The sequence below is a fragment of the Streptomyces sp. NBC_00252 genome (assembly GCF_036187565.1).
Classification (GTDB): Bacteria; Actinomycetota; Actinomycetes; order Streptomycetales; family Streptomycetaceae; genus Streptomyces.
This window is the reverse complement of record NZ_CP108087.1, coordinates 1,838,657-1,851,135: the sequence shown is the minus strand read 5'-3', so window position 1 is coordinate 1,851,135 and position 12,479 is coordinate 1,838,657. Positions and strand designations below refer to the sequence as shown.

Genomic DNA, 12,479 nt, shown 5'->3' with positions numbered 1-12,479 from the left:
GACGCCCCCGACAGAAAGGCCAGCACCGTGGGACAGCCCACCCCTGCCCAGAGCCACGACGCATGGTGGCGCACCGCCGTCATCTACCAGGTCTACGTCCGCAGCTTCGCGGACGGTGACGGCGACGGCACCGGCGACCTCGCGGGCGTCCGCTCCCGGCTGCCGTATCTCGCCGAACTCGGCGTGGACGCCCTGTGGTTCAACCCCTGGTACCTGTCACCGATGAAGGACGGCGGCTACGACGTCGCCGACTACCGCACCATCGACCCGGCCTTCGGATCGCTCGCCGAGGCGGAGAAACTCATCGCCGAGGCACGGGAGTTGGGGATCCGCACGATCGTCGACATCGTGCCCAACCACGTCTCCGACCAGCACCCGTGGTTCCGCGCCGCCCTCGCCGGCGGGCCCGAGCGCGAGCTGTTCCACTTCCGTCCGGGACGCGGCGAGCACGGCGAACTCCCGCCCAACGACTGGCCGTCGCAGTTCGCCGGCTCCACCGAACCCGTGTGGACCCGGCTGCCCGACGGCGACTGGTACCTCCACCTGTTCACCCCTGAGCAGCCCGACCTCAACTGGGCCCACCCGGCGGTGCGTCAGGAGCACGAGGACATCCTGCGCTTCTGGTTCGAGCGCGGCGTCGAAGGCGTCCGCATCGACTCGGCGGCGCTGCTCGCCAAGGACCCGGAGCTGCCCGACTTCGTCGAGGGCCGCGACCCGAACCCCTTCGTGGACCGCGACGAACTCCACGACATCTACCGCTCCTGGCGGGCCGTCGCCGACGAGTACGACGGCGTCTTCGTCGGCGAGGTCTGGCTCCCCGACACCGAGCGCTTCGCCCGCTACCTACGCCCCGACGAACTGCACACCGCGTTCAACTTCTCGTTCCTGTCCTGCCCCTGGGACCCGGCCCGGCTGCGCGCCTCGATCGACGAGACCCTCGCCGAGCACGCCCCGATCGGCGCCCCCGCCACCTGGGTGCTGTGCAACCACGACGTGACCCGCACGGTCACCCGCTACGGCCGCGAGGACACCGGTTTCGACTTCGCGACCAAGGCGTTCGGCACCCCGACCGACCTCGACCTCGGCACCCGGCGCGCCCGGGCCGCCGCCCTGCTGTCGCTGGCGCTGCCCGGGGTCGTCTACCTCTACCAGGGGGAGGAACTGGGGCTGCCCGAGGTCGAGCTGCCCGCCGACCGCATACAGGATCCGATGTACTTCCGGTCCGGTGGCACCGACCCCGGCCGTGACGGCTGCCGGGTGCCGCTGCCCTGGGTCGAGGAAGCCCCGTACGCGGGCTTCGGTTCGCGCGGGGAGCCGTGGCTGCCGCAGCCGGCCGGCTGGGCATCGTATGCGGTCGACCGTCAGCAGCGGACCGTCGACTCCATGCTCAACCTGTACCGCGACGCGATCCGCCTCCGGCCGGTCTTCGGCGACGGCCCCCTCACCTGGCTGCCCGCCCCCGACGGTGTGCTCGCCTTCGCCCGCGCGGAGGGCGTGATCTGCGTGGTCAACCTCGCCGAGGCGCCCGCCGACCTCCCCGCGCACACCCGGCTCCTGCTGACCAGCGGCCCCCTGGACGACCAGGGCAGGCTGCCGCGGGACACGGCGGCCTGGCTGCACACCGCGTAGCCGCCGGCCTCCGGCCGCCACCCCGCATCCGCTATCCCCGCACCCCCACCTCGAAGGGATCAGCACATGCACAGCACCATCCCGTATGTCAGGCGCATGCCAATCATCGGTACGGCCGTCGCGCTCGCCGCCGGCACGCTCGTCGCCCTGGCCCCCGGTGCCGCCCACGCGGCCTCGGGCGCCTCCCTCCCCTTCACCTCCGTCGAGGCCGAGTCGGCCGCCACCACCGGCACGAAGATCGGCCCCGACTACACCCAGGGGACCATCGCCTCCGAGGCGTCCGGGCGGCAGGCCGTACGGCTCGGGTCCGGGCAGCGGGTCGAGTTCACCGTGCCGCGCGCGGCCAACGCCGTGAACGTGTCCTACAACGTCCCGGACGGCCAGAGCGGCAGCCTCGACGTGTACGTCAACGGCGTCAAGATCAGCAGAACGCTCCCCGTGACGTCCAAGTACTCGTACGTGGACACCAGTTGGATCGCCGGCGCCAAGACGCACCACTTCTTCGACAACGCGCGCCTGCTCCTCGGCCAGAACGTGCAGCAGGGCGACAAGGTCGCGCTGGTGGCCACGGGGGTTCAAGTCACCGTCGACGTGGCCGACTTCGAGCAGGTCGCCGGGGCCGCCGTGCAGCCCGCCGGTTCGGTGTCCGTGGTCTCCAAGGGCGCCGACCCCAGCGGCGCGGGCGACTCCACCCAGGCCTTCCGGGACGCCATCTCCGCCGCGCAGGGCGGAGTGGTGTGGATCCCGCCGGGCGACTACCGGCTCACCTCCTCGCTCAGCGGCGTGCAGAATGTGACGCTGCAGGGCGCCGGTCAGTGGTACTCGGTCGTGCACACCTCGCGCTTCATCGACCAGAGCAGCTCTTCCGGCGGTGTCCACATCAAGGACTTCGGGGTCATCGGCGAGGTCACCGAACGCGTCGACTCCAACCCGGACAACTTCGTCAACGGATCGCTGGGACCGGGCAGTTCGGTCTCCGGGATGTGGATCCAGCACCTCAAGGTCGGCCTCTGGCTGACCGGCAACAACGACAACCTCGTCGTGGAGAACAACCGCATCCTTGACACCACCGCCGACGGCCTCAACCTCAACGGCAACGCCCACGGCGTCATCGTCCGCAACAACTTCCTCCGCAACCAGGGTGACGACTCCCTGGCCATGTGGTCGCTCAACTCCCCGGACACCAACAGCAGTTTCGAGAACAACACCATCTCGCAGCCGAACCTCGCCAACGGCATCGCGATCTACGGCGGCACGAACATCGCCGTCCGCAACAACCTGGTCTCCGACACCAACGCCCTCGGCAGCGGCATCGCGATCTCCAACCAGAAGTTCCTCGACCCCTTCTCCCCGCTCGCCGGAACGATCACGGTCGACGGCAACACCCTCGTCCGCACCGGCGCGATCAACCCCAACTGGGGCCATCCCATGGGCGCGTTGCGCGTCGACTCCTACGACAGCGCGGTCAACGCCACCGTCAACATCACCAACACGACGATCACCAACAGCCCGTACAGCGCCTTCGAGTTCGTGTCCGGCGGCGGGCACGGCTACTCCACCGGCAACGTCACCGTCAGCGGCGCGAGCGTGCAGAACACCGGCACGGTCGTCGTCCAGGCCGAGGCGCAGGGCGCGGCCAAGTTCAGCAACGTACAGGCCACCGGCGTAGGCGTCGCCGGCATCTACAACTGCCCCTACCCGTCCGGCTCCGGGGCCTTCACCCTCACCGACGGCGGCGGCAACTCCGGCTGGAGCAGCACCTGGTCGGACTGCTCGACCTGGCCGCAGCCCGGCCAGGGCAACCCGCCCCCGGACCAGAACACCAACCTCGCCAAGGGCCGCCCGGCCACCGCGACCGGCTCGCAGGACGTCTACACGCCCGGCAAGGCGGTCGACGGCGACGCGAACTCGTACTGGGAGTCCACCAACAACTCCTTCCCGCAGGCGCTGACGGTCGACCTCGGCTCCAGCCAGGCTGTGCGCAGGCTGGTGCTGAAGCTGCCGCCGTCGTCCGCGTGGGGCGCGCGCACGCAGACGCTGTCCGTGCTGGGCAGCACCGACGGCTCGGCCTACTCGACCGTCGTCGGCTCCACCGGCTACCGCTTCGACCCGGCGTCCGGGAACACCGTGACGGTCGCTCTGCCCAGCGGCACGAACCTGCGCTACGTGCGGCTCAACGTCACCGCCAACACCGGCTGGCCGGCCGCCCAGTTGAGCGAGGTGGAGGCGTACCTCACTTCGTGAGCCGGTCCTGCACCGGGAGAGTCCCGCGCTTCGCCGCCTGGATCTGCTCGTAGACATGGGTCCGCAGTTCGGCGAAGCGCGGGGCGACCCGGGTGTGCAACTGGTCGCGATCCAGGGGGAGATCGACCTTGAGCTGCTCCTGGACGACGGTCGGGGACGCGGACAGCACGACCACGCGCTCGCCCAGGTACACGGCCTCGTCGATGTCGTGCGTGACGAACAGGATCGTGATGCCGCGCTCCCGCCACAACCCCCGTACCAGGTCCTCCAGATCGGCCCGGGTCTGCGCGTCGACCGCCGCGAACGGCTCGTCCATCAGCAGGACCTCGGGCTCGTAGGCGAGCGCGCGGGCGATGGCGACCCGCTGCTGCATCCCGCCGGACAGCTGCCACGGATACGCGCCCGCGGCCTCCGTCAGACCGACCGACTCCAGCGCGTCCGCGACCAGTTCACGCCGCCGCGCCTTCGACAAGTCCTTCTGTTTCAAGGGGAGTTCGACATTCTCGCCGACCCGCATCCAGGGGAAGAGGCTGCGCCCGTACTCCTGGAACACGAACGCCATCCCGGGCGGCGGTCCTGTCACCCTCTGTCCGCCCAGGAGGACGTGGCCCGCGGTGGGCGTGAGCAGGCCGCCCATGCACTTCAGCAGTGTCGTCTTGCCGCAGCCCGACGGGCCGACGAGACAGACCAGTTCACCGGCGTCGACGGTGAAGGTGAGGTCCCGCACCGCCTCCACCCGGCGACCGGAACCCTCGTAGACCTTCTGCAGGCCGGATACGTCGAGTTGCGCGTGCATGGACCGCCCTTTCATGAGCGTCACGAGGACCGGCGGGTGGCGGCGCGCAGGCCGTGGTACCAGCCGAGCACCCGCCGCTCGACCACCTGGAAGACGACGGAGAGCAGGAATCCCAGGATCCCGAGGACGAGGATGCCCGTCCACATGTCCGGTATGGCGAAGCTGCGTTGGAACTGGACGATGGTGAAACCGAGGCCGTCGGTGGCCGCGAACATCTCGCTGATGACCATGAGGATGATCCCGATGGACAGCGCCTGGCGCAGCCCCGCAAAGATCTGCGGGCTCGCCGAGCGCAGCACCAGCGAGCGCAGCCGGGCGACGCCCGTCACGCCGTAGGAGAGGGCTGTCTCCTTCATGACCGGGTCGACCGCGCGGACGCCCTCGACGGTGTTGAGGAGGACGGGCCAGACGCAGCCGCTGGCGATGACGACGATCTTCATCGTGTCGCCGATGCCCGCGAACAGCATGATGACCGGGACCAGCACCGGTGGCGGCACGGCCCGCAGGAACTCCAGGACCGGTTCGCACACCGCGCGGACCCGGCGGTAGGAGCCGATCAGCGTGCCGAGTGCGACGCCGACGACGGCCGCGGTGGCGTAACCGGCCGCCAGGCGCAGGATGCTGGGCAGGACGTCCGTCCTGAGGCGGTCGCCGGTCCACACATCGGGGAAGGTCTTCAGGATCGTGCGCAGGGGCGGCCAGTACACGTTGGTGCTGCCGTCCGAGGCCAGCCACCACAGAACGATCAGGACGGCCGGGAGCGCGACGACGAAGAGCAGCCGGACCAGGGTGCGCCTCACACCGCCACCTCCCCGCGCACCGACTGGTGCCAGGCCAGTGCCCGCCGTTCCACGGTGCGCGCGCCCACGTTGATGAGGAGGCCCAGCAGACCGGTCACCACGATCAGCGCGTACATCTCGGGCACGGCCTGCGAGCTCTGGGCGACCGCGATCGTCGCGCCCAACCCCGGTGCGCCGATGACCAGTTCGGCCGTGATGGTGAGGATCAGCGCGACGGCCGCCGCCAGCCGCACGCCCGTCATGACGTACGGCAGCGCGCTCGGCCACAGCACGTGCCGGACCCGGGCCCAGGTACCGAGACCGTACGACCGTGCCGTCTCCTCGGCGACCGGGTCGACGTCCTGGACGCCGTAGAGGACCTGGATCAGGATCTGCCAGAAGGAGGCGTAGACGACGAGCAGCAGCACCGACTTGAGTTCCGTGCCGTACAACAGCACCGCCAGCGGGATGAGGGCGACGGACGGGATCGGGCGGAGGAACTCGATCGTGGAGGCCGTGGCCTCACGGAGGTGGGGGACCACCGACAGCAGGACGCCTACGACGATGCCCGCGCCGACGGCGATCGCGAGGCCCAGGGCCCAGCCGGTCAGGGTGTCGCCGAGCGCGGACCAGAACGTGCCGTCCCTGAGCTCGTCCCAGAACGCGGAGGCGATGCGGCTGGTCGGCGGGAAATAGGCCTGCTTGACGATGCCGACGCGCGGCACGACCTCGCCGAGGGCGAGGAAGGCCGCGAGTCCGGCCGCACCGAGTGCGGTGTTCAGTCCCTTCACGGGAGCAGCTTGTCCAGGTCGGGGGCCGTCTTGAAGAGGCCGTCCGTCACACTCAGCTGCTTCAGCGCCTCGATCGACGAACGGTTCGGGTCCGCGGGCCACTTGGGCAGGATCACCTTGGCCAGCACGCTGGAGGGGACCTTCGTGTAGGTGGCGACGATCTGCCGGACCTCGTCCGGGTGGGCGTCGGCGTAGGCCAAGGACTCGGCGGTGGCCTCCTGGAACTTCTTCACGGTGTCCGGGTTCTTCGCCGCGTACGCCTGCGAGGTGAAGTACATGGCGACGGTGAGGTCCTTCGCCACGTCGACCATCGGCCAGGCGATCTGCTGCGCGCCTTGGTCGAGCATGGTGGTGAGCGCGGGTTCGACGGCCATGGCGGCGTCGATCTGGCCCTTGTCGAGCGCGGCCGGCATCTGGTCGAAGGCGAGCTCGACGAACTTCACCTTGTCCGGGTCGCCGCCGGCCTTGCGGACGGATGCGCGGACGGCCGTCTCGTTGATGTTCTTCAGCGTGTTGACCGCGACCTTCTTGCCCTCCAGCTCCTTCGCCGACTTCAGGCTGCTGCCCTTCTTGACGACGAGGGCCCCAAAGTCCTTGCCGGACACGCCTGTTGAGGCGACGCCGTTGGCGATGGCCTTCACCGGGACGTTCTGCGACTCGGCGAGCATCAGCGAGGTCATGTTGGAGAACCCGAACTGGAACTGGCCGCTGACCACACCCGGCACGATGGCCGCGCCGCCCTGCGCGAGGGTCATCGACAGCTTCAGGCCGTGCTTGCTGAAGAAGCCCTCCTTCTGGCCGAGGTAGAGCGGGGCGACGTCGACGATGGGGATGACTCCCACCTTGACGGTCGTGGTGCCCCCGGACGACGTGCTCTTCGACGAACCCGACCCGCCGGACGAGCCACAGGCCGCGGTGGCGAACAGAAAGGTGCCGACCGTGAGACCGGCGAGCAGACGACGCATGGCTCCTCCTGTGCAGACAACGGTGTTCCGACAGGCTGTGCGCACAGCGCACAGGGGTGCTCTTCTTGGTGTTCAGCGGGAACGTAGAACCCGGCGTCCGACCGGGTCAATGGTTTGGCTAACAAAATTGTTGACAGTTATCGAAATGCGCTTCTACCGTGCTCCCGGGACGCACCCCGTGCGCCCGACGGGAGGCGACGATGCCTGCGGCAGTCCGCGCACCGCACTTCGTGAGGTCCTTCGAGCGCGGCCTCGCCGTCATCCGCTCCTTCGACGCCGAACACCCCGCGCGCACGCTCAGCGAGGTGGCCCGCGCCTGTGAACTGACCCGCGCGGCGGCCCGCCGACTCCTGCTGACCCTGGCCGACCTCGGCTACGTCCGCTCCGACGGGCGGCTCTTCCGGCTCACCCCGCGCGTCCTGGAACTCGGCTACGCCTACCTCGCCGGCTCCACACTGCCGCAGACCGTGACCCCGCATCTGGAGCAACTCGTCGCCCACACAGGGGAGTCGGCGTCCCTGTGCGTCCTCGACGGCGACGACGCCGTCCACGTCGCCTGTCAGCCGGCCCGCCGCGTCCTGGCCGTCACCATCGCCGTGGGCACCCGCCAGCCCGCCCGTGCCACCGCCGCGGGCCGGGTGCTCCTCGCCCATCTGCCCGCCGGGGAACTCGACACCCGTCGCCCAACCGGCGCGCTGCGCAGGGAACTTGACCGCATCCGGCACGAGGGGCACGCACTCGTGGACCCGGAGCTCGAGGAAGGCCTGCGCGCGGTCGCCGCCCCGGTGCGGGACCGGGACGGCGCGGTGGTGGCCGGCGTGAGCATCGCGATGCCCGCAGGACGGTGCTCCGTCGACGCCGTACGACGGGACCTGCTGCCTCAACTCCTCGCCGCCGCGGCCCTGATCGACGACGACCTGAGGATCACAGATCCAGCACGAGCCGCTTCCCCCGGCAGCGCGAGACGCAGATGAGCATCGTCTCCCCGGCCGCCCGCTCGTCCTCGCTCAGCACCGAGTCCCGGTGGTCCGGTACGCCGTCCAGGACATCCGTCTCGCAGGTCCCGCAGGTGCCCTCGGTGCAGGAGAACAGCACCTCGACACCGGCGGCGCGCACGGTGTCGAGCACGGACACACCCACCGGGACGGTCAACGTCTTGCCGCTCTGCTCCAGCACCACCTCGAACTCGCCGTCGGCGTCCACCACGTGGACCTTCGGCTGGAACCGCTCCACGCGCAGGACGTCGCCGGGACACCGTGCCTCGACCGCGTCGAGCAGCGGCCCGGGACCGCAGCAGTAGACGAGGGTGCCGTCCGGGACGTCGTCGAGCACGGACGGCAGGTCGAGCAGCCCGGCCTCGTCCTGCGGGGCGACGGTGACGCGGTCGCCGTACCGCTCCAACTCCTCGGTGAACGCGAGGGAGTTGCGGGTGCGACCGCCGTAGAGCAGGCTCCACTCGGCGCCCGCCGCCTCGGCGGCGGCCAGCATCGGGAGCAGGGGTGTGATGCCGATGCCGCCCGCGACGAAGCGGTAGCGGGGGGCGGGCTCCAGACGGAAGTGGTTGCGCGGGCCGCGCACCCGTACCTTGTCGCCCTGCTCCAACTGCCCGTGCACATAAGCCGATCCGCCCCGCCCGTCCGGCTCCCGCAGCACCGCGATCCGCCATGACGTACGGTCCGCCGGGTCGCCGCACAGCGAGTACTGCCGCTCCAGGCCGGGGCCGAGCAGGACGTCGATGTGGGCGCCCGGTTCCCAGGCGGGGAGTTGCTCGCCGAGCGGATGGCGCAGAGTGAGAGCGAGGACGCCATCGGCGGCGAACTCCTTTGTTTCCACGATGAGTTCGGCTTCGTGATCGGTCATGCGCCGGCTCCCTGCGGATCGTCGACCGCGTGGCCGCGGGGGTGGGCGAGCATCCATTCCCACATCTCGACCGGGTCCTGGGAGGTGTGCTCGCGGCCGCAGTGGCAGGTGCCGTGCAGGACGTCGGTGCCCGGCAGCCAGTCGATGCGGTAGACCTCGCCGGTCGGAGCGGTCACTGGACCCTCTCCACGGGCTTGGCGCCCTCCTCGACGAGACGGGCGAGGATACGGCGGGCGGCGAGACCGCCGGTGTCGATGTTGATGCTCAGCTCCTGATAGCCGGTGCGCTCCGAACCCAGCGTCTTCTGAAGGAGGTTGAGGGCGTCGACGTCCTGCATGACCACGGTGTGGTTGTTGCTCCGCAGGAACTCGGTGACCTCGGCGTCGGCCGTGGCCCAGTCGCGGGAGACCGCCCAGAAGTCGTACACCTTGCCGTCCGAGGAGGGTGTGATGGCGTAGGTGATCTCGGTGTGGAAGCCGTTCGGGTCGCTGCCGTCCTCGTCGGGGACCACGCCCACGGGTGCGATGCGGCTGTGCAGCAGATACAGGCAGGGCGCGTGGTACTCGATGTCCTGCCAGCGGGTGATCCGCCCTTGTATTCCGGTGGACTTGGCGTAGAACGGCGGGCACTCGGCGTCGTCCATGTGCCGGCTCACCCGTACGACGCCCGCGCCCTCGTCGACCTCCGTGGTGATCGGGGTCTCCGCGACCTCGGGGGAGCCGATGTAACCGCCGTGCAGATACGTCTCGTGGGACAGGTCGAGGAGGTTGTCGACGAGGAGGCCGTAGTCGGCGTCGATCGGCTCCATGCCGCTGACGGTGACCCAGTCGGGGGAGGCGAGATGCGGGGCGCGGGGGATGATCTGCCGGTCCGCGAGCGCCGGATCGCCGATCCACACCCAGATCAGCGCGTCTTGCTCGACCACCGGGTAGGAGGCGACGCGGGCGGTGCGGGGGATGCGTTTCTGCCCCGGCACGTACACGCAGGCGCCGGACGTGTCGTAGGTGAAGCCGTGATAGCCGCACACGACACGGTCCCCGTCGAGCCGGCTCTCGGAGAGCGGGAACCTGCGGTGCACACACCGGTCGTGCAGCGCTACGGCGGTGCCGTCGTCCTCGGTGCGGTAGAAGACCAGGGGCTCACCGAGGATCGTCCGGCCGAGCAGGTCGCGGCCGACCTCGTGGCTGTAGGCGGCGACGTACCACTGGTTCCTGGCGAAGGCGGTCATGTGCGGCATGGGTGATCCCGTCCCTGTCGGCGGGGCTTCGTCGCCCCGCGTGCCGTGGTTGGAATCAGGGTCGTGACGGGGGCGGGGGCACGGCAAGGCGGCTTCTGTCAGGCGGAAGGGTTTCGGGGGAGGGGGCGGGGCTGTCACCGGGGCCTGGGCGGACACGTACCGTGATGGCGCGTCCGCCCCGCCCTTGTTCGGAAGGTGCATTCCTTGTCCTCAACGCTCTATCGAGTGCGCGAGCCCTTTGCCGACGCCCCCAGTGCGCTGGCCGGGGCGCGGGCGATCATGCGCGACCTGGCCGAATGGAGCACAGCCCCCTGGCCCCGGCTGGAACCGATCAGGACCGCCGAGCAGTATGCGCACGCCCTGCGTTTCTTCAACACCGCCCGCATGGTCGCGGACCGGGACCCCGTCGTCGTCTTCCCCTTCCTGGACGAACTCGAGCACCGTGATGCCATCGAGTTCCACGTGGAGCAGCGGAAGTCCTGTCTCACGGCGGATCTACGGCTCAGCCCCGGCCTGGCCGACCTCTGGCCGCTTCCCGAGGGCGTGATGGTGTCCGTGGACACGACCCCGCCGTTCGGTACTCCCGACAGTGAGGCCGAGGACGACTGCACCGAGGAGGAACTGGACCGGATGGTCTCCGTGCTCGGGCCACTGAGTCTGAGCGCCTTCTGGGACTGCGCCTGGCGCGGCCTTCCGGAGCCCAAGGACTGCGGTGTGCTGCTCTGCATGAACAGTGCTTTTGAGTCACAGCATGGCGAGCCGTCCCCGGGTGAGTTCGGTGTCTGGGTCTCCCTCGGCGCCCGTGTCGCGTGGACGCCCGCGGGGCAGGCCTGGATCCGCGACTGCGGACTCCCACTGGGTGAGCCCCAGCAGGGTTGATGACCGGGGCGCAGACGGCCCACTCCACTCGGGTGCTTCGGTCGCCGGTGGGTGCCTGAGCGGACGTCACGGCAGGCAGGAACCGGGAGAGGCTTGCGGGGTGTGGGGCCGGTCCGGGTGTTTCCGGGTCGGTGGTGGGACGGGGGTCTGGGTGTGCGGCCAGGTGCCGAACTGGGCTGCTGTGGTGAGGAGTTGGCGTAGGCGGGCGACGTAGCGTGGTACGACGATGCGCGCCGAGCAGTTCCATGACCCGGGCCAGGGGGCGTCCGCCGCTCTCGGTCAGGAACGGCAGCGGACGATCCTGTCGTCGTCGGCGGTCAGGGCGTCGGCTCCGGCTTCGACGGTCAGGGCGAGTTCGAGAAGCGCGGGCCGGAAGCCGCTCCCTCACTGGGGCCAGGACGGCGTCACAGCGGCTTCGTCCACGAGGCGTCGGAGTGGGTCAGGGCGAACGCGGTGACGGAGGCCGTCACCAGCAGGGCCGCGGCGAAGAGCAGGGGCAGTGCCCGGCCGCCGTGCTCGACTGCCACGGCACCGGCGAGACCGCCGGCGAACATCGCTCCGGCCGACAGCAGCCGGCGGCCGACCTTGCTGCCCTTGCCGCCCGCGAGACGGCTGTCGGCGGCGATGCCGGTGATGGTGAGCGTCAGCACGGTCGTGGTCAGGTCGGGCACGGCCAGGGCGCGGGCGGTGGCGTTCTGCACGCCCATCGCGAGACCGAGGAGCACGATCAGGGAGTACTGGACGGCCGTGGTCACGTGCGAGGTGTCCGTGACCTGGGCGACGACATACGCGGCCAGGACCAGGGTCGTCTCCAGCAGCAGGGCGAGGTGCAGCACCCGGCCGCGGTGGGCGCCGGCCCCGTGCGCGAGCCGCCCGCCGATCAGGGCGCCCGCGGCGAACGCGGCCAGCGCCGCGAGCGAGGCCGCCAGCGAGAAACCCGCCGCACCGGCGATCGCGAAGCCGGAGAAGACGACGTTGCCGGTCATGTTCGCGACGAAGACATGGCCCAGGACGAGATAGCTGAAGGCGTCCACGAGCCCGGTCACCACCGTCAGCGCGAGCATCAGCGGAGGGAGCGGGCCGTGCCGGTCCTCCATGTCGGGCACGACCGTGGTCCACGCGTCCCGCAGTACGGCAGACATGGCATTGCTCCCCTTCGCGGCGGGTTCCCGGGGGTCCGGCCTCGCGGTGTCCCGTTGGGCAGGTCCACCGGGTCGCCGGGCTCTCGACTTCCTCCTCCGAGCCTCGCGCCGCGGGAGCGTTTCGTCCAACATATGGATGCGGGTGCAGCAATCGGCG

At 70.2% G+C, this 12,479-nt stretch carries 12 protein-coding genes; 4 read left to right on the top strand and 8 right to left on the bottom strand.

Annotation, left to right across the window (positions count from 1 at the left end; all coding sequences use genetic code 11):
• Positions 1 to 27: 27 nt before the first annotated feature.
• Both OHT77_RS08090 and OHT77_RS08085 read left to right on the top strand, forming a co-directional pair.
• A complete protein-coding gene (locus OHT77_RS08090; protein WP_328827366.1) occupies positions 28 to 1,629 on the top strand; it encodes a glycoside hydrolase family 13 protein in 1,602 nt (533 codons plus the stop codon).
• A gap of 66 nt (positions 1,630 to 1,695) precedes the next feature.
• Positions 1,696 to 3,873: a discoidin domain-containing protein gene (locus OHT77_RS08085; protein ID WP_328827364.1), complete on the top strand. Its 2,178-nt coding sequence runs from the start codon at positions 1,696 to 1,698 to the stop codon at positions 3,871 to 3,873.
• On the opposite strand, the gene OHT77_RS08080 is transcribed toward OHT77_RS08085, so the two are convergent.
• The 4 genes from OHT77_RS08080 to OHT77_RS08065 are packed head-to-tail and all read right to left on the bottom strand — an operon-like array spanning position 3,863 to position 7,204.
• Entirely contained in the window at positions 3,863 to 4,669 is an 807-nt protein-coding gene (locus tag OHT77_RS08080) for an ABC transporter ATP-binding protein (protein WP_328827362.1), read from the bottom strand. The two genes, OHT77_RS08085 and OHT77_RS08080, sit on opposite strands and share 11 nt — an antisense overlap.
• A gap of 20 nt (positions 4,670 to 4,689) precedes the next feature.
• The gene (locus tag OHT77_RS08075; protein WP_328827361.1) at positions 4,690 to 5,469 is read right to left on the bottom strand and encodes an ABC transporter permease; all 780 of its coding nucleotides are present in this window, start codon (positions 5,467 to 5,469) and stop codon (positions 4,690 to 4,692) included.
• Positions 5,466 to 6,239: an ABC transporter permease gene (locus OHT77_RS08070; RefSeq protein WP_328827360.1), complete on the bottom strand. Its 774-nt coding sequence runs from the start codon at positions 6,237 to 6,239 to the stop codon at positions 5,466 to 5,468. The genes OHT77_RS08075 and OHT77_RS08070 overlap by 4 nt, the downstream gene beginning before the upstream one ends.
• Positions 6,236 to 7,204 (bottom strand): ABC transporter substrate-binding protein, encoded by a 969-nt coding sequence (locus OHT77_RS08065; RefSeq protein WP_328827358.1) that lies wholly within the window; start codon positions 7,202 to 7,204, stop codon positions 6,236 to 6,238. The genes OHT77_RS08070 and OHT77_RS08065 overlap by 4 nt, the downstream gene beginning before the upstream one ends.
• Positions 7,205 to 7,404: 200 nt before the next feature.
• Here OHT77_RS08065 and OHT77_RS08060 point away from each other — a divergent pair, with 200 nt between their 5' ends.
• On the top strand, positions 7,405 to 8,178 hold the full coding sequence (locus tag OHT77_RS08060) for an IclR family transcriptional regulator domain-containing protein (RefSeq protein ID WP_328827357.1): 774 nt from the start codon (positions 7,405 to 7,407) through the stop codon (positions 8,176 to 8,178).
• Here OHT77_RS08060 and OHT77_RS08055 read toward each other — a convergent pair.
• The 3 genes from OHT77_RS08055 to OHT77_RS08045 are packed head-to-tail and all read right to left on the bottom strand — an operon-like array spanning position 8,129 to position 10,301.
• Positions 8,129 to 9,064: a PDR/VanB family oxidoreductase gene (locus OHT77_RS08055; RefSeq protein ID WP_328827356.1), complete on the bottom strand. Its 936-nt coding sequence runs from the start codon at positions 9,062 to 9,064 to the stop codon at positions 8,129 to 8,131. The two genes, OHT77_RS08060 and OHT77_RS08055, sit on opposite strands and share 50 nt — an antisense overlap.
• Positions 9,061 to 9,240 (bottom strand): hypothetical protein, encoded by a 180-nt coding sequence (locus OHT77_RS08050; RefSeq protein WP_328827355.1) that lies wholly within the window; start codon positions 9,238 to 9,240, stop codon positions 9,061 to 9,063. Before OHT77_RS08050 ends, OHT77_RS08055 begins: the two co-directional genes overlap by 4 nt.
• The gene (locus OHT77_RS08045; RefSeq protein ID WP_328827354.1) at positions 9,237 to 10,301 is read right to left on the bottom strand and encodes an aromatic ring-hydroxylating dioxygenase subunit alpha; all 1,065 of its coding nucleotides are present in this window, start codon (positions 10,299 to 10,301) and stop codon (positions 9,237 to 9,239) included. Before OHT77_RS08045 ends, OHT77_RS08050 begins: the two co-directional genes overlap by 4 nt.
• Positions 10,302 to 10,526: 225 nt before the next feature.
• Here OHT77_RS08045 and OHT77_RS08040 point away from each other — a divergent pair, with 225 nt between their 5' ends.
• A complete protein-coding gene (locus OHT77_RS08040; protein WP_328827353.1) occupies positions 10,527 to 11,180 on the top strand; it encodes a hypothetical protein in 654 nt (217 codons plus the stop codon).
• 404 nt (positions 11,181 to 11,584) lie between these two features.
• On the opposite strand, the gene OHT77_RS08035 is transcribed toward OHT77_RS08040, so the two are convergent.
• Positions 11,585 to 12,322, bottom strand: coding sequence for a YoaK family protein (locus OHT77_RS08035; RefSeq protein ID WP_328827352.1), 738 nt, complete (start codon positions 12,320 to 12,322; stop codon positions 11,585 to 11,587).
• Positions 12,323 to 12,479 lie beyond the last annotated feature (157 nt).